Below are 19,860 nucleotides of genomic sequence, written 5' to 3' on the forward strand. Positions count from 1 at the left end.
GCAACACACTAAGCACGATAAAGCCGATCATTACATACAGGATGCCTTTGTTTTTTCGTCTTCGATAGAAAAACTCATCAAACATCGTGTAGACCCCTCTCTTTGAACACGCTCCAATATCGTTCATATTACCATGTCTACACTAGAATATGCTAGATTTTTGCCAGAAAGGAACTTGTTGCATGACAAAATATTGGATGAAATATACGCTTTCCCTACCAGGAGAAATGGAGGAGATTTTCTCCTATACCATTATGGAAACGAACTACACACTGGGCTGGATTGAGCCACAAGTAGAGGTGATTACGACTGACAACGGCTACGATTATGCGGAATTGACTGAGAAACCGATGACAGCGTATCTTTTTGAACCACTAACGACCACTGAGCAAGAACAGACAGCTACACTACAAAGCTATCTCGCTCAATGGGAAGACAAGATTAGAATGACAGCTATTGAAAAAGTAGAAGAGGAGAACGAATCGTGGAAAGACGAGTTTACCTCCATACAAATAGGAGATTGGCTCATAGCGCCCTCTTGGGAGGATGCTAAGGTAGTAGAGCAGGCAGAGCATGTACTCTACATTGATCCGGGTGCTGCTTTTGGAACGGGATACCATGGAACGACACAAGATAGTTTGCGTTGTTTACAAGAGAGCGAATTAGCAGGAAAAACTATTTTGGACGTGGGCGCGGGTTCAGGAATTCTCTCTATCTTCAGCTTGTTAAATGGAGCTGCACATCCCGTGTATGCAGCAGATATCAACCTGGAAACCGATTTTCAACTAAAGCACAATCTGGCGCTCAATCAGTTATCCGAGCAATCCGTCGAGGTGTTGGTAGGTGATGCGTCCGTAGATGAACGTCTATTGTCCTTGGAAAAGCATTTTGATTTTATCTTCATTAATATCGGTGGAGAAGAAGTGATCGAAATGTTACCGCTAGTTAAACGTACCATCAAGCCAACGGGTCGCTTGGTTCTGTCTGGAATAGTGGAATGGATTCTGCCAAAAGTAGTGGAAGTCTATGAGCAAGCAGGGTTTTATGTAATGGAACAAAAACAGAGCGAAGAATGGGTGACACTCTTATTGGAATTGTGCGACAATAAAGGGAAATAGTTGCACATCTAAGGAGGAGTAGCATGGCAGAGCCTATCGTAATCGTCGCAGCAAAACGGACGCCAATCGGAACATTTGGCGGCATGTTTCAAGATGTATCAGCGCGTAAATTAGCTGAACTAACGATTCGTGACATCATGGATACAACAGGAATTGACCCAGCGCAGATTGATGAAGTCATTCTAGGGAACTGTATTCAACGTACAGATGAGCCGAATATTGCGAGAACAGCTCTTCTGGATGCAGGTCTGCCCCAGCAAGTGACGGGATTGACCGTCCAGCGACAATGTTCTTCCGGTATGCAGGCAATTGTTTCAGGTCTGCAACAGATAGCCTTGGGAGATAGCGAAGTTGTTATAGCTGGTGGTGTGGAAAGCATGAGCCGTGCCCCTTATGTGTTAAAGCAAGCCCGTTTTGGTAAAAGATTAATGCATGGCGAAATGACGGATGCTTTGTGGGAGCTATTAACAGATCCGCATCATGATATTCTAATGGGTGAGACAGCGGAGCGTCTGGTGGACCTCTATGGAATTAGTCGAGAGGAGCAGGATGAAATTGCTTATTTAAGTCATCATAAAGCGGCACAAGCTACCAAAGAGGGACGATTTCAAAACGAAATCATTCCGATTGTGTTGAGTAAAAAGAAACAAACCGTCACACTGACCACAGATGAGCATATTCGCCCAGACATTACACCAGAAGCTTTGGCGAAACTAAAGCCGACATTCCGCGATGAGGGGACGGTTACAGCGGGGAATGCTTCAGGTTTGAACGATGGTGCTTCTGCTGTGCTGTTAATGAAAGAGAGTAAAGCAAAAAGCCTTGGACTAACTGTGCTTGGTAGAATTGTTTCCTATGCGTGGGCAGGTGTTGAACCTGATTTGATGGGATATGGACCAGTACCAGCAACGCACAAGGCCTTGAAGAAAGCGGGTCTGCGTTTACAAGACATGCAACTAATTGAGGTTAATGAAGCGTTTGCCGCACAGTATCTGGCGGTGGAAAAGCTATTAGAATTGGATCGGACTATCACTAATGTAAATGGTAGCGGGATATCGCTTGGACATCCCGTTGGCTCTACAGGCTGTCGTTTGATCGTTACGCTCTTGCATGAAATGAAGAGACGCCAATTACATAGAGGGTTAGCCACCTTATGTGTAGGTGGTGGACTTGGGATGAGCATGATCTTAGAGCGCTAAAATCCCATCGAATTGGCCACGAGAGGATTATGCTAAGAGTTAGTCTAGGCTTGGTATCTATTGCATAAATCGGCCATTTTTTGACCATAGTAAAAGGGACCCTGAAAAGGGTTCTTTTTTTTGTACACATCGCCATTAGGTAAGGGGGAAGATCGGATGCAAGCCAAGCAGAAAGAAACCTGGAAGAAAGTGATCGTCGTTGTCCTTTGTGTCTTATTTATCGCGTTGATAGCCTATCTAGGCACTGCTTTTCAACAGTACAAGCAGATGACACAAGATTGGTATGAGCCGCTTCCTCAAGTGAGCGGCTCTTCATTTCCAGACAAGACCTCAATCATGCAGGCAACAGAAGTTCCCCCGTATCAGTCCTCCAACCTTTCAGCGGAAGAGCTATACCACAAGGAACAAACCCTCCAGCCCTTTAGCATGATGTTAATTGGTACGGATAGTCGGGAAGGGGAGCGTGCACGTTCTGATACTCTTTTGGTAGCTACCATCAATCCATTAACTCAGCAAGCTCAACTGATCTCTATTCCTCGTGATACCTACATGAAAATCCCAGGTAAAGGCTTTGATAAAGTAAATCATGCCACTGCATTTGGTGGACCAGCCCTGCTAAAAAAAACATTGGAAAACTACTTGTCTATCAAGATTGATCGTTATGCTACGATTGACTTTGAGGGCTTTCGTAAACTAATTGATGAATTGGGCGGTGTAGAAGTAACCGTCAAAAAACGAATGAAGTATACCGATCCTAGTGATGGAACCAATATTGATCTGTATCCAGGCAAGCAAGTGCTGAATGGGAAACAGGCACTAGATTATGCGCGTTATCGGAAAAGTGACTTGGGCCATGAAGACAGTGACTATGAACGAATTGATCGTCAGCAAGAAATGATTCGGGCTTTAGCGAATAAAGGAGGCTCCATGGATGCTTTTCTAAAGGCATTTAAGCTGATGGATATTTTAGGAAAACATATTAAGACTGACCTCACACAAGATGAAATTTCCTCTTTGCTTGTAACCTACTATGATCCCAAACAAAATCACTTAACTACAGAAACGATAAAAGGGCGTGACGAACGTATTTGGAATCATACAACACTCGGCTGGTATTACTTGGTGTCGTCAGGGGAGCGAGAGAGAATCCAAGAAAAAATTAAAAAAGTGTTGACAGCTAAAGCAGAAGAATAGAAGGGGAAGCATCCGAGAATCAAGATAGCGTACATACACAAGTATCTACCAGATCTATGCCTCTCCTTTTTTATGAAAATGGAAATAACAAAACTAAATATGGGGGGAGGAAAGGCGTAACCATGCATCCGAATAGCATGTCCCGTTTCGTTTTGCCTTTCCTTTGTTGGAAAGATTAGTAAAAAAATCTGGAAAAGTTTATCAATTTAGAATAAAATGAATAAATAAGGAGAGATTGTGAATGTGAAGATGGGAAAGATGAGGTATCAAAGGTTGGAGGGAAAGCGATGTCAATTGCCAAGCCTTGGTTATCTTGTTACCCAGCAGAAGTCCCCGGTACAGTGGAATACCCCCGTGTTCCATTGACGTACTTTTTAGAAAAATCAGCACAAGATTACCCACAAAATTATGCTCTTTCTTTTATGGGAAAGCGTATGACCTATCAAGAATTACTCACCCAATCCTATCGTTTTGCTCATGTACTACGAGCCCGAGGCGTACAAAAGGGAGATCGTATTGCCATTATGTTGCCAAATATACCGCAGGCTGTAATAGCTTTTTATGGAGCGATGTTTGCTGGAGCGGTGGTTGTTATGACCAATCCTTTGTATACAGAGCGTGAATTAACTCACCAGCTCAACGATTCTGGCGCAGTGGCGATTGTAACCCTCGATCTCTTATACAACCGACTAATGAATGTAAAAACAAATACTAAATTACTTCACGTTTTTCTAACCAGCATCCGAGATTTTTTACCCCCAATTAAGAAAGCGCTTTATCCAATTGCACAGAAATTTGATAAAAAAGCGGCGCCAATACCAGCCATTCTATATCAGGCTGGGGTAGAGAATTTCGTTCAAGCGTTAAAGCAGGCATCAACTAATCCCATCCAAGTTGAAGGAAACTGGGAAGAAGAGTTGGCTTTATTGCAATATACAGGTGGAACGACTGGTTTTGCCAAGGGAGTGATGCTTACCCATCGCAATCTAGTGGCGAATGCAGTTCAATGTAAGTTCATTCTTTATAAAATGAAGCAAGGACAAGAGAAAATCCTTGGAGTCCTACCCTTATTCCACGTTTACGGCATGACTACTGTGATGAACTGTGGGGTTCAGATGGCCGCGGAAATTTTGTTGGTTCCGCGTTTCGATGTAAAGCAAATCCTACAATTAATACAAAAAGAGCGCCCTACGATCTTTCCAGGAGCACCTACCATGTACATCGGTCTAATTAATCATCCTGATATTAAGAACTATGATTTATCTTCTATTGAGGCCTGTGTCAGTGGTTCTGCACCGCTTCCTTTAGAAGTTCAAGAGCGATTTGAAGAGATAACAGGTGGCAAATTGGTAGAGGGATACGGTTTAACGGAAACCTCTCCTGTTACGCATTCAAACAATCTGTGGGGAAGACGAGTCAATAGTAGCATTGGACTCCCTTGGCCGGATACAGAAGCTTGTATTATTGACTCAGCCACAGATGAAGCGATGCCCTACAATCAGATTGGTGAATTGGCTGTTCGTGGCCCTCAGGTCATGAAGGGGTACTGGAATCGTCCTGAAGACACATCTATGGTTCTCAAGGATGGCTGGTTGTTGACCGGAGATATTGCATATATGGATGAAGAGGGTTTTTTCTATATCGTTGATCGGAAAAAAGATATGATTATTGCTGGTGGATTTAATATCTATCCACGCGAGGTGGAAGAAGTTTTGTTTGAACATTCTGCCATTCAAGAAGCTGCTGTCGTTGGTATACCAGATCCATATCGAGGAGAGACGGTTAAAGCTTTTATTGTAGTCAAGAATTCTTATCAGGTGACAGAGGATGAATTAAATGCATTCTGTCGTCAGCGATTAGCTAGTTATAAGGTGCCACGTTCCTATGAATTTAGGGAAGAGCTACCAAAAACCATGGTAGGAAAGGTACTTCGTCGTCATTTGCAAGAAGAAGAGAAGAAGCGTATTGAATTAGAAAGTAGCAGTAAACTAGGCTAAATCACTAGAATGTGTCTAAAATGCGACAAATTGTGACAAAATAGACGAATTTAGCATTTTATCATTCAAGATGGATTGCTTGCCTATTCAAACAGAGGTACAATAACTTCAACGGTTTACCCTGCGTGGGGTAAGCCGTTTTTTATTTGTCTAGTGCTTGACAGCAAGGGATGGGTATTATAAACTGTGTTTGAATGAATATTCATTCATTTTTAGCAAATCTAACAAAGACATCTAAGTAAGTAAAATGGAGGGTAACATGGCCAAAAAAACGGGGGAAAAGTATCAAGCCATTATAAATGCAGCCGTCACGGTGATTGCCAAGCACGGTTACCATAACGCGCAGGTATCTCGAATCGCTAAAGAAGCTAAGGTAGCGGACGGCACCATTTATCTCTATTTTGAAAACAAGGATGATGTCCTCATCTCGCTGTTTAACGAGAAGATGGGTCAATTTGTAGAGAATTGCCGTAAATTGACTTCTCAGGCTAACGATGTTTCTGAGAAAGTACGTATCCTTATTCAGAGTCATCTAAGCCAACTGGCGCAGGATCATAACCTAGCGATTGTGACACAAATTGAGTTGCGTCAGATCAATCCTGAGGTAAGTCAAGGTATTGGAGAAGTGTTAAAAGCATACTTTAACCTGATTGACGGAGTCATTCAGGAAGGAATGGAGAGCGGTATCTTCCGTGCAGATATTGATGTACGGATGGCCCGCACGATGATTTTTGGTACGTTGGATCAGACGGTTACTTCTTGGATTATGAAAGAATGTAAGTACGATCTCGTCTCTCTTGTGGATCCCATTCACAATCTCTTCCTAAAGGGACTCTGCAAATACTAGACCCCATTCAAACCTAGGAAATCTCGGATACAAATGATTTGATGTAACCTAAGCTATCTCAAATCAGGAAAACCTATAAAAATACTTTTGCATAGAGATTTCCTCTGATACAATGTTGCCTAGGTTCTATTTTGCACAAAAACTGATCGGGCGCTCATTCACTCGTTCGGTGTAAAAGGGGGACAAAGCATGTCGTATCCAAATCTTACGCTTGTAACAGAAGAAACTATTGCTGTATTGACGATTAATTATCCGCCAGCGAATGCGTTAAATCAGGTTACACTCACCAGTTTGGCACAAGCTTTGGACGATTTGGAGCAAGATGATCAGGTAAAGACCATTGTCATTACAGGCGAAGGGCGCTTTTTTATCGCAGGTGCAGACATTAAAGAATTTACAGAGCTGACTGGACAGAATGCACAGCAGATAGCAAAGCGGGGACAACAATTGTTTCTGCGAATGGAGACTTTCTCCAAACCTATCATTGCCGCAATAAATGGAGCTTGCCTAGGCGGGGGATTGGAGCTTGCTATGGCGTGTCACATTCGTTATGTAGCAAAGGAAGCGAAATTAGGATTGCCGGAGCTTAATCTTGGTCTGATCCCTGGATATGGTGGAACGCAACGTTTGCCACGCCTGATTGGCCGAGGAAAGGCTACACAACTAATCTTAACTTCCGATATGATCGATGGCGAAGAAGCGCATGCGATCGGTCTAGCAGAAGCTGTGTATCCAGCCGAGCAGTTGTTGGAGGAAAGTAAGAAGCTAGCTCATAAAATTTCAGAAAAGGGTGCGATTTCTGTCAAATACGCACTGGAAGCTATTCACTATGGAGTCGAGCAGGGTTTAACAGCTGGCACAAAGCGTGAAGCGGAGTTATTTGGACAGGTATTTGCTACAGAAGATATGAAAGAAGGCGTACATGCTTTTCTTGAAAAACGTAAACCGCAATTTTCCAATCGATAGGAGGTTTCAACCATGAAAATCTTAGTTGCGATGAAGCAGACCTTTGACACGGAAGAAAAAATCATTATTCAGGATGGTCTCATTAGCGATGACGGCGTGGAAACAATCATTAATCCTTATGATGAATATGCCATCGAAGAAGCAATCAAGCTACGTGATGATCTTGGTGGCGAGGTAGTTGTGATGACCATAGGTAAGGATGGAGCGGAAAAAGAATTGCGTACCGCTCTAGCTATGGGGGCCGATCGGGCAGTGCTGGTAGATGATGAATCCTTGTTTGGTGATGAATACACAACAGCAAAAGTACTTGCGGCTGTTGCCAAAAAAGAAGGCTTTGATCTGATTTTGGGTGGACAAATGGCTGTGGATTCCGGTGCAGGTCAAGGTGGCCCACGTTTAGCGGAAGAGCTCTCGATCAATCATGTTTCAACAGCAGTGAAAATTGAAATTGATGGTACCACGGTCCGTGTCGACCGCGATGTGGAAGGAGATACGGAGGTTGTAGAAACTTCATTGCCTGTGCTTATTACGGCGCAACAAGGCTTGAACGAACCTCGCTATCCTTCTCTACCAGGTATCATGAAGGCGAAAAAGAAACCATTAGATCGTCTGTCCGCAGATGATTTGGGACTTACAGCAGAAGATGTAGCAAGCAAAACAGAGGTCGTGTATCAATATGTACCACAAAAGAAAGAAGCAGGCCGTATCTTATCAGGTGATGTTCCAAGCCAAGTGGCTGAATTAGTGCAACTACTGCGCAACGAAGCAAAAGTGATCTAAGGGAGGACTTCCAAATGAAAAAAGTACTCGTACTAACTGAAGCACGTGATCATCAATTGCGTAACGTTTCCTTGGAGGCATTGGCTGCCGCCCAGATCATTGCAGAGGGTGGCGAAGTAGTAGCTGCTGCGTTAGGTAGCGATGCAGATTCATATGCCAATGCACTGGGTGAACACGGAGCGACTACCCTTTATGCGGTTAAAAATGAGACATTAGACCAATATGCTCCAGATGCCTATGCACAAGCTTTTGTTAAAGTAATTCAAGAGGTGAATCCAGATGCCATCGTGGCAGGGCATACGGCGATTGGACGTGATATCGCTCCGCGTGTTGCCGCTCGTTTAGGATTAGGTCTTATCTCTGATGTCACTAGTGTAGAAGCAGGTCCTGTCTTTACTCGACCAATTTATGCGGGGAAAGCATTCCAAAAGCGCATATTCTCCAATGACAAAATTTTCGTAACTATACGTCCAAATAATATTGCCTTGGGAGAAGCCAAGCCAGGTCAATCTGCTACAGTGTCCTTGGTAGACGCAGAACTGAAAGATCTACGCACCATTATCAAAGAAGTCGTTCGCAAAACGTCTGGCAAAGTAGACTTGTCTGAAGCAAAAGTAATTATTTCCGGTGGTCGTGGCGTGAAGAGTAAAGAAGGCTTTCAACCACTAGAAGAGCTAGCTGAGGTTCTAGGAGCAGCAGTTGGTGCTTCCCGTGGAGCATGCGACGCAGATTATTGCGACTATGCTCTGCAAATCGGTCAAACAGGTAAAGTGGTAACGCCTGATCTATATATTGCATGCGGAATTTCAGGAGCTATCCAACACTTGGCAGGGATGTCCAACTCCAAAGTAATTGTGGCTATCAACAAAGACCCAGAAGCACCTATTTTCCAAGTAGCTGACTATGGAATCGTGGGTGACTTGTTCGAAGTGGTGCCATTGTTAACAGAAGAATTCAAGAAAGTAGTAGTAGGCTAAGATTATTGAAAGCATGTAAATAGACTACGGTTGCTCTTATAGGATCGTAGTTTTTTTGTTTTTACCGTTAATTTGATTTAGATTTAGAAAAGAACTTGTAACGAATGGATTCAACCATTTTGTAGCAGGATAAGATAAGAATAGGGATGTTTTTTCAAAGTATAGCGAAAGTATTTTGAGTCATGGTCAATTTTGGTTGTAGATGATATACTTTCAGAAGACTTTAAGTTATTTTTCCAAGAGTAAAGGAGGATTTAATCCTATGGCTATTACAAACGCAACCGATCAATCTTTCACACAAGATATCGAACAAGGTACAGTATTGGTAGACTTCTGGGCTCCATGGTGCGGACCTTGCAAAATGATCGCTCCTGTGCTTGAAGATATGGATAAAGAAGTAGGCGAAAAGCTGAAAATCGTGAAAGTGAATGTTGACGATAATCCAGAATCTGCTGGTAAATTTGGCGTTATGTCCATTCCAACTTTGATTTTGTTCAAAGATGGTCAACCAGTGGACAAAATGGTTGGTTTTAAACCAAAAGATGCTTTGATGGAAACAATCAACAAACATCTATAAGTCATTGCAAGAACAAATGCGTATGGGGCAAAACCTGCATCATGCGTTCAAGAGACCCGGCTCCTAAAAAGGAGTACGGGTTTTCTTTTGTTTTATGAATTAGCCGAGTACACTCGTCATTTTAATCATGAGATGAATCGGCTTCGGGCAAAGCGTGTCTTCTGACATGTTAATAAGTAGGAAAAAGAGAACAAGTGTGCTAGGATAAAGGATAGGAAAAAAGACATTCGGATGCAGAATTCTTACTACATAACTAGGAGGGGAGAACGCGAGGTGAGCCAGATTAAAGATAAACTTGCGATATTGCCGGATAAGCCAGGTTGTTATTTGATGAAAAATGCGAATGGTGACATTATCTATGTGGGAAAAGCTAAGGTATTAAAAAATCGCGTTCGCTCCTACTTTACCGGCAGTCATGATGGAAAAACTCAGTTACTTGTCAATGAGATTGTTGATTTTGAATATATTGTGGTCTCTAGTCCGATTGAGGCACTTATTTTAGAGTGTAATCTGATAAAAAAGTATGATCCACGTTACAATATCTTATTAAAAGATGACAAAACGTACCCGTATATAAAAATTACCAATGAGGCGCATCCGCGTTTGGAGATCACGCGTCGAATTTTAAAAGATAAAGCGAAGTATTTTGGACCGTATCCCAATGCTACAGCTGCGCAAGAAGTGAAGAAGCTGTTGGACCGTTTATACCCGCTCCGTAAATGTAAAAACATGCCGAAGCAGGTATGTTTGTATTACCATATGCATCAATGTATGGCACCCTGTGTGTTCGAGGTCGATAAAGCGGAGAATATAAGAATGGTTGATGAGATCGCTAGATTCCTAGATGGAGGTTACAAAGCTACTAAAGAAATATTGACCGAAAAAATGATGGTGGCAGCGGAAAATATGGAGTTTGAGAGAGCAAAAGAATTCCGCGACCAAATTCTTAATATTGAAGCAGTCATGGAAAAACAAAAAATTACGCTCACAGACACGGTTGACCGCGATATCTTTGGCTTTCATACCGATAAGGGCTGGATGTGTGTGCAGGTCTTCTATATGCGTGGGGGTAAGCTGATCGAGCGTGATACTAGTTCATTCCCCTTTTATGGAGAAGCAACCGAAGATTTCATGTCGTTTGTGGCTCAGTATTATTTTGACAAGCAACAAGCTTTGCCGAAAGAAATCTTACTTCCAGAAGAAAGTGAGCCGGAGTTGATTTCCGAATGGCTAGGGGTAAAAGTATTGACGCCTAAACGTGGTAAAAAGCATGAATTAATTGAAATGGCAAAGGAGAATGCCCGTATTTCCTTGGTAGAGAAGTTTGCCTTATTAGCAAAGGATGATGCGCGTACGGTGCAAGCCGTCCATAATTTAGGCAACATTATGGGAATAGGAACACCTCATCGCATCGAGGCGTTTGATAACTCTAACATACAGGGCACGGAACCGGTGTCGGCTATGATCGTCTTTACTGATGGGAAACCAGACAAGAAAGAATACAGGAAATATAAAATAAAAACGGTGGAAGGGCCTGATGATTACGGCTCCATGCGCGAGGTTATTCTGCGTAGATATTCTCGTCTGTTAAAGGAAAACCAGCCACTACCTAATCTAATTGTTATTGATGGAGGTAAGGGACAAATTAGTGCTGCTATGGATGTTCTGGAAAACGAATTAGGATTGTTTATTCCAGTCTGTGGACTCGCTAAGGACGAGAAGCATAAAACGGCGATGCTACTGTATGGTGACCCGCCTATGCCTGTGGAGCTTAAGCGGGATAGCCATGAGTTTTATTTGTTGCAGCGTGTCCAAGATGAGGTGCATCGATTCGCAATCACTTTCCATCGCCAGGCTCGTTCTAAAACAATGCTTTCATCGCAATTAGATGAGATTCCAGGTATAGGAGAGAAGCGGCGCAAGAAGCTGTTCCAACATTTTGGTTCATTGAAAAAGATGAGGGAAGCAACGGTGGAAGATTTCCGTCAGCTTGGCATTGGTGACAAATTGGCAAGAGATATTATTACACATTTGAGAAGCTTGAAGGATGAGAGGTAAACTTATTTCTTCATCATCTTAAGTAGTTGTTTTTTTACAATGCGTTCTAGGACCTTCCACGGTAGCATTTTTTTGCTAAGTAATAAGCCTTTGACGCCTTTTCCAACTGGATAACGGAACGCTGGATAAGGAGCCTTCATGATACGTAATACCGTTTGGACTACTTCCTCTGGATTACCAGAGTGAGTGGAGTTGTGCTGAGCCTGCTGCTGTAAATGAACTAAGAGAGTATGGTAGGGCGATTCGGGTGAGAGCGTTGTTGCATCTACGCTTTTTTGCCAAATACCGGTTCGGTAAGATCCCGGCTCCAGGAGGACAACTTGAATACCAAACGGTAGCATTTCTAGACGTAGAGATTCACTGAAGCCTTCCAATGCATGCTTGGAAGCTGCATACGGGCCTAACATAGGAAAGCCAAACTGTCCACTAATGCTACTCATATTGATAATGAGACCCTTCCTCTGCTCACGCATATGCCCAAGTACGGCTTGGGTAGTGGCGACAGCTCCAAAAAAATTCGTCTCAAATTGTTTTCGCCATTCCTCTAGAGGAATTTCTTCGGTAAAACCGCCAGATGCATAGCCAGCATTGTTAATAAGTACATCAATCTTGCCAAATAGGAGAAGCGTTTGGTCAACGGCTTGCGTGATACTATCTTGCCTAGTAACATCGAGGGGGATAATGTGCAAACGCTCTACACTGTTACGGACGGAAGCCTCTTGAAGAAGGGGCTCTTTTTTTGATACATCACGCATCGTTGCCACCACTTGATAGCCTTCTTCTGCAAGAGCTAGGCTAATCTGTTTCCCGAAGCCACTGGAGCATCCAGTGATGAGAACAACAGGTGACGAGGATTGGAATTTTGATATCTGATAATTGGTGTTTGATCTAGTGTTAGGATTTTGGATAGGGGTAGTAGACTTCATAGTGAGATTTCCTTTCACAGGGTTACTGAAAACTACGCCCATTGTACCATGTGAACAAGATCTAACATCAAATTACAAAAAGCATTGTAACAGGTAAATTCACATGGTATAATTCTGAATAATCTCATAAGCAACAACCTCACTTCCCTCATACAGAAGTGAGGTAGAGGCGCAAAAACCAAGAGTACCTTCCGGAGATGTGGGAATCTGTGATGGAGTTGGGAAAGGGGAATTTGCCGAAGTGTGCACGCGATACCCAAGCGGTGCATGCTGGGCTTACGTTAAATAAGCGTAAGACTGTCATTTGTATGTCATACCCGGCATGCGAATGGAGAGCTATCTCACCGGGGCTACCAGAGCTTTTTGTTATTTGCTTTGGAGTTTCCGTGAAACAGGGGAAGGAGGGACCGTGTATGTCCAGTTAGGGCAACGACTAGGTATTTCCTTTGTCGTTGCCTTTTTTGTTATATAAAAAAGGATTCAAATAGAGACATGTAAGGAAGGCATATGATCAAGACTAGCAGAATATACCAGAGGAGAGATTCAGAATGGAAATTGTGGTGCAAAAATATGGGGGACGTCCGTAGGTTCAGCGGAACGTATCCAAAAAGTGGCGGACAGAATTATCCGCTATAAAGATGCAGGGCATGCCATGGTGGTCGTGGTATCTGCTATGGGAAAGACGACAGATGTGTTGGTGGATTTAGCAAAAGAATTACATGAAAATCCACCTGCTCGTGAAATGGATATGTTGCTGGCTACAGGTGAACAGGTTTCCATTTCGCTACTCAGTATGGCACTACAGAGCAGAGGTTACGAAGCGGTGTCCATGACAGGCTGGCAGGCGGGCATTTTAACCGAGGAAATACATGGTAAGGCACGCATCAGTACGATCAACAGCCAGCGGATTGAACAAGAATTGCATCAAGGAAGAATCGTGATCGTAGCAGGTTTTCAAGGCGCTAGCGAAAATGGAGAGATTACTACATTGGGACGGGGTGGTTCTGATACCACAGCGGTAACAATCGCGGCTAGTCTACATGCTACGTGTTGCGAAATCTATACGGATGTGTCGGGTGTATTTACAGCTGATCCACGCATCGTACCTTTTGCGCAAAAATTAGCCTCTATCTCTTATGATGAAATGCTAGAATTGGCAACGCTAGGAGCCGGCGTACTTCATCCGCGTTCCGTGGAAAGTGCTAAAAAATATCGAGTTCGTCTGGTGGTTCGCTCCAGTTTTACTGATGAAGAAGGAACATTGGTTGAGGAGGATACAAACATGGAATTAGGCAAAGTAATTAGCGGAATCGCTCATGATAAAGATGTGGCATCTATCACGGTTATTGGGATGCCTGTAAAAGTAGGCATGTTGTCTTTACTATTTAAAGCACTGGCAGAGGTATCTATTAACGTAGATATTATTATTCAAAGCACTTATCATGACAAAGCAAATAATGTTTCCTTTACCATCTCCGCAGAAGATTTACATAGAACGCTGGAGACATTGGAAGCAAATAAGGGAGAGCTAGGCTTTGAACATGTGGAATATGAGTCTGGTTTAGCCAAAGTCTCGATCGTTGGAGCAGGTATGATTACAAATCCAGGTGTTGCTGCCGATATGTTTAGTCATTTGTCTAGCCAGGATATTCTCATTAGAATGGTATCTACTTCCGATATAAAGGTATCTTGCGTCATTCCTGCAGAGCAAGTGGCACTTGCTGTGACTACATTACACACGGCGTTTGGACTGGATGTAATCAATGATGCAGTCATGCACGCCTAATCTGGCATACAGTAAAAAAAAGAGACTAGGGCGTAACAGATGCCCAATATGGATAGGGTTGGATTTAAAAAGAAGCTTGGTGGAGTGATTTCCGCCAAGCTTTACGTATTTTCTCCCTTTCTCTCTTGACTAGTAGTATCAATTTTCAGATAATGGAGAGAAAAACTTTGGATGGAGAATTTCCGATCAAATTAAAGAATTTGGAATATCTGCTTATGCGGAAGAAGCGTTGCGTCATACGTTGGAAAGTGGCACCGGGAGAACCTATTATGTAGCGGTTAACAGAGAAACGGTAGCATGTGCCTCCACAACAGCAGAATGCTCGATGGCTGCGATGATAGTTGGTGTTTGTACTCATCCTGCCTATCGTAAACGCGGCTATGCTAGTGCTTGTATGATAGCGTTGTGTAAGGATGTATTGGCAGAAGGACGCAATCTTTGTTTGTTTTACGATAATCCAGAAGCTGGGGCTATCTACAAGCGTTTAGGTTTTCAAGACATTGGAATGTGGACGATGTATCAGATAAAAAGAGAGGAAATGCTTTTGTCTAAATAGATTGACAATTATTATTCGAAGAAGTATGATAAATAGAATTATATAGGAATCTCTTATCAAGAGTGGTGGAGGGACTGGCCCGAAGAAACCCGGCAACCCCGCAATAAGCGGAGAGGTGCTAAATCCAGCAGGCATGCATGTAGTAGTCTGGCAGATAAGAGTGGGTCTAGTCGATACGATCAAAACCCCTCTTCTCCGGAAGAGGGGTTTTTTAGCGCTACATTTGATTTGCGTTGAGGAGCATCAAGTGGAAATAGGAGGAATGGCATTGAAAAAAGCAACGATTCATGATCTGGAGTTGGAATGTGGAGAGGTGCTCCGTCAAGTGGAAATCGGATATACGACGAGTGGCACCTACAACTCTGAGCAACCGAATGCGATTGTGGTTTGTCACGCATTAACTGGAGACAGTCAAGCTGTAGGTGATGGTGAGAAGCCAGGATGGTGGGATGGATTGATTGGACCAGGCAAAGCGATTGATACCAACTTCTATTATGTGATTTGCTCTAACGTACTAGGCGGATGTTACGGAACAACAGGTCCGGCAAGTATGAATAAGGAGACCGGAGCGCCATATGCGACTCATTTTCCTGTTGTAACCATCCGGGACATGGTTCGTGCTCAATACAAGTTTATCCAACAGTTGGGAATCCCTCATCTTTATGCGGTCATTGGTGGTTCAATGGGTGGAATGCAAGTTTATGAGTGGGCGGTCGAATACCCAGAGATGATGGATTTTGTAATACCGATAGCTACTTGTGCTCATTTATCTGCTATGGCAATCGCCTATAATGATGTGGCAAGGCAAGCCATCCGTAATGATCCTGATTGGAACAATGGTCATTATTATCCAGAACCCGGCCCGATTCGCGGGTTATCCACGGCGCGTATGGTAGGCATGATTACGTATCGGACAGCTGAATTATTTGAAGAGCGTTTTGGAAGAGCTCATCAGGGAACCGTGCATGCTGACTTAGTGGATACCACATTTGAAGTAGAGAGCTACTTACGTTATCAAGGTGATAAACTTGTACAGCGGTTTGATGCGAACAGCTATCTCTATCTGCTAAAAGCTATGGATACACACGATATCGGCAGAGGACGGAATGGAATTGAAAGTGCGCTGGCACGTATTGGTGCAAAAGTGGTCTGTATAGCGATTTCCAACGATTTATTATATCCAATTCCCCATCAGCTTTGGCTGTCCTCTACGTTGAAACAACAGGGTAAAGATGTGGATTTTTACTCGATTGACTCGGTATTTGGGCATGATGGCTTTTTAGTTGAAATGGATAAGATGGCTCAACTGATAGGGCCTTATTTTCCTGTAGGGGCAAAAGAGCAACAAGCATCTCAATTGATTGGATAACAGCCCATCTGATAAAAAACGTAGTAGACAGAAGATAGGAATAGGCAGATAGGTACGATGAGCAATCAGCATAGTAAGGATAAATAAGGGCTCTGCACGTAAAAAAACGGGTTGTTACCCTGAGATAACAACCTGAATGTGTGCAGTTGGCTCTTTTTTTTTGTCCCTCTCCAGAAGAGTGAGCGTGGCATCTGTCTCCCGTTCTAACCACTGACTAATAGATCCAGCAATAAAGCCTGTCTCAAACTGTAGGGTGCGTTCTAGTCGATTTGTCGTCTGCATGGTAAGATGGGGATGTGTCAGGAGATACTCAATCCGTTTAGCTGTACACGAGGTTATTTCTAATTTTCCTAGGCCAAGTTGGATAAAGGCTAATATCAGGTCTTCTGCTTCATGTATTTGATAGGTTGCACCTATCTCTTTACCCATCCAATAAAGAATAGGGCCTTCACAATCTCCCAATAATTCTTGTGTGACTACATTTCGAAAAAAGAGATGACCCGCAAAGGGCATGTTCATTTGTTGCATGCGCTGATGGTCATGAGGTGAAAACGTGGGCAAAAGCTGTTGTAAGACATCAGTGGCTTGTCTCATGTGTAGCTCGTCCTCCTCTCGTGCATGATTTCTATTCTATGAAGGAAAAGATCATTTATGCTAAAGTTCTGAAAATGATAGGATAGGTAAAAGAAGAGTAAGTGAGTGTATATCTGATAGATGAGTGGCAATACTAAGAATGTTTAACAATAAAAGATATTAATGAAATAAATTACAATTAATCTAAGAATGTATTAAGTCTATTCAATTGCTTGACGCTACTAAGAGGTAGGAGTACAATTGTTTTGGTCACATAATTTCCACTCTTTCTTCTTTATTTGGACACAACTCATTGCGCCCGCGGCTTTTTATGCGCTGGATTGACAGACTTTTAAAACCATTTCGCAAACTGGAAATATTTTATTTTCCCATATTGAGAGATTGGTTCTTCATGCATGGAGGATGTTCTTCCAAAGTGGAAGCGGAGCGGAACTTGTGTCTTGGCTGAAATCCTACAGGATTGAAGCATAGGTATTGTAAGATAACATTTTCCACACATCAATGAAGGGGGGACCCAGGCATGGCAAGTAAGAAAAACTTCGCTTTGCACAAGCTTCACACTCTACTCGGGTTGTTTCCGATCGGGTTGTTTTTACTGTTCCATTTAACGGCGAACTTTCAAGCAACCAAGGGACCGGAAGCATTTAACGAAGCGGTTGGTCTAATCGAAAAGGCACCGTTCTTATTGTTTATGGAATTTGCATTCATTTATCTCCCGCTGTTGTTTCACGCCATTTATGGTCTGTATCTCGCATTTCAAGCAAAACCTAACAATGGCAGCTATTCGTATTACCGTAATCAAATGTATCTCTGGCAACGTATTACAGGTGTTTTTACGCTGATTTTCGTAGCGTGGCACGTGTGGCAAACACGAATTGCCAAAGCGCTTGGTACCGTCGAAGTTAACTACGACCTCATGCATGATATTTTTACTAACCCAGTGATGATAGCGTTTTACGCTGTAGGGGTTTTATCCGCTGTGTTCCACCTTTGCAACGGTGTATGGTCGTTCTTAGTGCATTGGGGCATTACAGTAGGGCCACGTTCACAACGTATGGCAACTTATTTCACCATGATCCTGTTCGTAGCATTATCCTACGTAGGCTTGCGTGCCGTATTCGCATTCGTGTAAGAGAAGGGGGAAGAAAACATGGCGAAGGGTAAACTAATTATTGTCGGCGGTGGTCTGGCTGGACTGATGGCGGCAATTAAAGCTGCAGAAAAAGGGGTAGCCGTAGAACTTTTTTCCCTAGTTCCGGTTAAGCGCTCTCACTCTGTCTGTGCGCAGGGCGGTATTAATGGAGCTGTTAATACCAAAGGGGAAGGCGACTCTACTTGGGAACACTTTGATGACACGATTTATGGCGGTGACTTCCTAGCGAACCAACCACCAGTAAAAGCGATGTGTGATGCTGCACCTGGTATCATTTATATGCTGGATCGTATGGGTGTTATGTTTAACCGTACTCCAGAAGGTTTGCTAGACTTCCGTCGCTTTGGGGGAACGAAGCATCACCGTACTGCATTTGCTGGAGCCACAACAGGACAGCAATTATTATATGCTCTAGATGAACAAGTACGCCGTTATGAGACGGAAGGGCTTGTTAAAAAATACGAATATTGGGATTTTTTAGGAGCGGTTATTGATGATTCAGGCGTCTGTCGTGGGATAACTGCACAGAGCATGCGCTCAGGTGAAATTAAAGCATTCCATGCTGATGCAGTTATCATGGCGACTGGTGGACCTGGCATTATCTTTGGTAAATCTACCAATTCTATCATTAACACGGGTACGGCGGCATCTGCCTTGTATCAACAAGGCGTTATTTATGCGAATGGCGAATTTATCCAGATTCACCCGACTGCTATTCCAGGAGATGACAAGCTACGTCTTATGTCTGAGTCAGCTCGTGGAGAAGGCGGACGTATCTGGACGTATAAAGACGGTAAGCCTTGGTATTTCTTGGAGGAAAAGTATCCTGCATACGGAAACCTTGTACCGCGTGACATTGCGACTCGCGAAATTTTCCACGTCTGTGTAGATATGAAACTGGGCATCAACGGCGAAAACATGGTGTATTTGGACCTGTCCCACAAAGATCCGAAAGAATTGGATGTAAAACTGGGTGGTATCATTGAAATCTATGAAAAATTCGTTGGTGAAGATCCACGAAAAGTACCGATGCGAATTTTCCCAGCTGTTCACTATTCCATGGGTGGTATGTGGGTAGATTACAACCAAATGACTAACATTCCTGGTCTATTTGCTGCTGGTGAGTGCGATTATTCTCAACACGGTGGTAACCGTCTGGGAGCAAACTCTCTGTTATCCGCTATTTATGGTGGAATGGTAGCTGGTCCACATGCTATCAATTACATTAACTCGTTGGATAAGCACTCAGATGATCTTCCAAGTAGCTTGTTTGACAGTTATGCCAAGCAAGAACAAGAGAAATACGACAACATCTTAAAAATGGATGGTACGGAAAATGCGTACGTGATCCATAAAGAGTTGGGTGAGTGGATGACCGATAACGTAACGGTAGTTCGCTACAATGATCGATTGCAAAAAACCGATGATAAGATTCTTGAGCTCATGGAGCGTTACAAAAACATCAACATTCAAGATACGCAACAGTGGAGCAACTCTGGAGCACAGTTTACACGTCATTTGTGGAACATGCTCGTGCTAGGTCGCGCTATTACGCTTAGTGCTTTGCAACGTGATGAAAGCCGCGGTGCTCACTACAAGCCTGATTACCCTGAGCGTGATGACGAACGCTTCATGAAAACGACGATGGCGAAGTATAACCCAGAAACAACAGCGCCAGAAATCTATTATGAAGCTATAGATGTCTCCTTAATCAAACCACGTAAGCGTGACTATACCAGTGATAAAAAAGGAGGGAAATGATC

Annotated in this window: 16 protein-coding genes, 2 pseudogenes and 1 riboswitch; of the genes and pseudogenes, 15 read left to right on the forward strand and 3 right to left on the reverse strand. The window is 43.1% G+C overall.

Going from position 1 to position 19,860, the window contains the following annotated elements:
* The first annotated feature begins 182 nt into the window (after positions 1 to 182).
* From EEL30_12255 to uvrC, 10 genes are all read left to right on the forward strand, one after another.
* Complete coding sequence (locus EEL30_12255) at positions 183 to 1,118, forward strand: 50S ribosomal protein L11 methyltransferase (GenBank protein ID QDX93005.1); 936 nt, start codon at positions 183 to 185, stop codon at positions 1,116 to 1,118.
* A 23-nt stretch (positions 1,119 to 1,141) separates the two neighbouring features.
* Positions 1,142 to 2,317 (forward strand): thiolase family protein, encoded by a 1,176-nt coding sequence (locus EEL30_12260; GenBank protein QDX93006.1) that lies wholly within the window; start codon positions 1,142 to 1,144, stop codon positions 2,315 to 2,317.
* 156 nt (positions 2,318 to 2,473) lie between these two features.
* Positions 2,474 to 3,511 carry a LytR family transcriptional regulator gene (locus EEL30_12265; protein QDX93007.1) on the forward strand — a complete coding sequence of 346 codons (1,038 nt, stop codon included), beginning with the start codon at positions 2,474 to 2,476 and terminating at the stop codon, positions 3,509 to 3,511.
* Positions 3,512 to 3,798: 287 nt separating this feature from the next.
* Positions 3,799 to 5,508 carry a long-chain fatty acid--CoA ligase gene (locus EEL30_12270; GenBank protein ID QDX93008.1) on the forward strand — a complete coding sequence of 570 codons (1,710 nt, stop codon included), beginning with the start codon at positions 3,799 to 3,801 and terminating at the stop codon, positions 5,506 to 5,508.
* Between the two features lie 259 nt (positions 5,509 to 5,767).
* Positions 5,768 to 6,355, forward strand: coding sequence for a TetR/AcrR family transcriptional regulator (locus tag EEL30_12275; GenBank protein QDX93009.1), 588 nt, complete (start codon positions 5,768 to 5,770; stop codon positions 6,353 to 6,355).
* A gap of 189 nt (positions 6,356 to 6,544) precedes the next feature.
* Positions 6,545 to 7,321, forward strand: coding sequence for an enoyl-CoA hydratase (locus tag EEL30_12280; protein ID QDX93010.1), 777 nt, complete (start codon positions 6,545 to 6,547; stop codon positions 7,319 to 7,321).
* Between the two features lie 12 nt (positions 7,322 to 7,333).
* Positions 7,334 to 8,101 (forward strand): electron transfer flavoprotein subunit beta/FixA family protein, encoded by a 768-nt coding sequence (locus EEL30_12285; GenBank protein QDX93011.1) that lies wholly within the window; start codon positions 7,334 to 7,336, stop codon positions 8,099 to 8,101.
* 14 nt (positions 8,102 to 8,115) lie between these two features.
* Complete coding sequence (locus tag EEL30_12290; GenBank protein QDX93012.1) at positions 8,116 to 9,078, forward strand: electron transfer flavoprotein subunit alpha/FixB family protein; 963 nt, start codon at positions 8,116 to 8,118, stop codon at positions 9,076 to 9,078.
* Positions 9,079 to 9,340: 262 nt separating this feature from the next.
* Entirely contained in the window at positions 9,341 to 9,655 is a 315-nt protein-coding gene (gene trxA, locus EEL30_12295; GenBank protein QDX93013.1) for a thioredoxin, read from the forward strand.
* Between the two features lie 231 nt (positions 9,656 to 9,886).
* Positions 9,887 to 11,713, forward strand: coding sequence for an excinuclease ABC subunit UvrC (gene uvrC / locus EEL30_12300; GenBank protein QDX93014.1), 1,827 nt, complete (start codon positions 9,887 to 9,889; stop codon positions 11,711 to 11,713).
* Between the two features lie 2 nt (positions 11,714 to 11,715).
* On the opposite strand, the gene EEL30_12305 is transcribed toward uvrC, so the two are convergent.
* A complete protein-coding gene (locus tag EEL30_12305) occupies positions 11,716 to 12,639 on the reverse strand; it encodes an SDR family oxidoreductase (protein QDX93015.1) in 924 nt (307 codons plus the stop codon).
* Positions 12,640 to 13,207: 568 nt separating this feature from the next.
* Here EEL30_12305 and EEL30_12310 point away from each other — a divergent pair.
* From EEL30_12310 to EEL30_12320, 3 genes and pseudogenes are all read left to right on the forward strand, one after another.
* The gene (locus tag EEL30_12310) at positions 13,208 to 14,425 is read left to right on the forward strand and encodes an aspartate kinase (protein ID QDX93016.1); all 1,218 of its coding nucleotides are present in this window, start codon (positions 13,208 to 13,210) and stop codon (positions 14,423 to 14,425) included.
* Between the two features lie 184 nt (positions 14,426 to 14,609).
* Positions 14,610 to 14,981: pseudogene (locus EEL30_12315) on the forward strand (GNAT family N-acetyltransferase).
* 50 nt (positions 14,982 to 15,031) lie between these two features.
* A riboswitch (SAM riboswitch) is annotated at positions 15,032 to 15,142 on the forward strand.
* Between the two features lie 107 nt (positions 15,143 to 15,249).
* Positions 15,250 to 16,350, forward strand: coding sequence for a homoserine O-acetyltransferase (locus EEL30_12320; GenBank protein ID QDX93017.1), 1,101 nt, complete (start codon positions 15,250 to 15,252; stop codon positions 16,348 to 16,350).
* Positions 16,351 to 16,464: 114 nt separating this feature from the next.
* Here the strand turns inward: EEL30_12320 and EEL30_12325 are convergent, their stop codons facing one another.
* Together EEL30_12325 and EEL30_12330 are read right to left on the reverse strand one after the other, a co-directional pair.
* A complete protein-coding gene (locus EEL30_12325; protein ID QDX93018.1) occupies positions 16,465 to 16,944 on the reverse strand; it encodes a DUF2507 domain-containing protein in 480 nt (159 codons plus the stop codon).
* Between the two features lie 249 nt (positions 16,945 to 17,193).
* Positions 17,194 to 17,432, reverse strand: a pseudogene (locus tag EEL30_12330) (hypothetical protein).
* Between the two features lie 32 nt (positions 17,433 to 17,464).
* On the opposite strand from EEL30_12330, the gene EEL30_12335 reads away from it, so the two are divergent.
* Positions 17,465 to 18,076 carry a succinate dehydrogenase gene (locus EEL30_12335; GenBank protein ID QDX93019.1) on the forward strand — a complete coding sequence of 204 codons (612 nt, stop codon included), beginning with the start codon at positions 17,465 to 17,467 and terminating at the stop codon, positions 18,074 to 18,076.
* 18 nt (positions 18,077 to 18,094) lie between these two features.
* Positions 18,095 to 19,858: a succinate dehydrogenase flavoprotein subunit gene (gene sdhA, locus EEL30_12340; GenBank protein QDX93020.1), complete on the forward strand. Its 1,764-nt coding sequence runs from the start codon at positions 18,095 to 18,097 to the stop codon at positions 19,856 to 19,858.
* The last annotated feature ends 2 nt before the right edge of the window (positions 19,859 to 19,860 follow it).

The organism is Brevibacillus laterosporus, from assembly GCA_007833815.1.
In the GTDB taxonomy this organism is placed as follows: Bacteria; Bacillota; Bacilli; order Brevibacillales; family Brevibacillaceae; genus Brevibacillus_B; species Brevibacillus_B laterosporus_D.

Excerpts from the sequence above, each read along its gene's own strand:
- EEL30_12255 (QDX93005.1), top strand. The coding sequence starts at position 183 with ATGACAAAATATTGGATGAAATATACGCTTTCCCTACCAGGAGAAATG.
- EEL30_12260 (QDX93006.1), top strand. The coding sequence starts at position 1,142 with ATGGCAGAGCCTATCGTAATCGTCGCAGCAAAACGGACGCCAATCGGA.
- EEL30_12265 (QDX93007.1), top strand. The coding sequence starts at position 2,474 with ATGCAAGCCAAGCAGAAAGAAACCTGGAAGAAAGTGATCGTCGTTGTC.
- EEL30_12270 (QDX93008.1), top strand. The coding sequence starts at position 3,799 with ATGTCAATTGCCAAGCCTTGGTTATCTTGTTACCCAGCAGAAGTCCCC.
- EEL30_12275 (QDX93009.1), top strand. The coding sequence starts at position 5,768 with ATGGCCAAAAAAACGGGGGAAAAGTATCAAGCCATTATAAATGCAGCC.
- EEL30_12280 (QDX93010.1), top strand. The coding sequence starts at position 6,545 with ATGTCGTATCCAAATCTTACGCTTGTAACAGAAGAAACTATTGCTGTA.
- EEL30_12285 (QDX93011.1), top strand. The coding sequence starts at position 7,334 with ATGAAAATCTTAGTTGCGATGAAGCAGACCTTTGACACGGAAGAAAAA.
- EEL30_12290 (QDX93012.1), top strand. The coding sequence starts at position 8,116 with ATGAAAAAAGTACTCGTACTAACTGAAGCACGTGATCATCAATTGCGT.
- trxA (QDX93013.1), top strand. The coding sequence starts at position 9,341 with ATGGCTATTACAAACGCAACCGATCAATCTTTCACACAAGATATCGAA.
- uvrC (QDX93014.1), top strand. The coding sequence starts at position 9,887 with ATGCAGAATTCTTACTACATAACTAGGAGGGGAGAACGCGAGGTGAGC.
- EEL30_12305 (QDX93015.1), bottom strand. The coding sequence starts at position 12,639 with ATGAAGTCTACTACCCCTATCCAAAATCCTAACACTAGATCAAACACC.
- EEL30_12325 (QDX93018.1), bottom strand. The coding sequence starts at position 16,944 with ATGAGACAAGCCACTGATGTCTTACAACAGCTTTTGCCCACGTTTTCA.
- EEL30_12335 (QDX93019.1), top strand. The coding sequence starts at position 17,465 with ATGGCAAGTAAGAAAAACTTCGCTTTGCACAAGCTTCACACTCTACTC.
- sdhA (QDX93020.1), top strand. The coding sequence starts at position 18,095 with ATGGCGAAGGGTAAACTAATTATTGTCGGCGGTGGTCTGGCTGGACTG.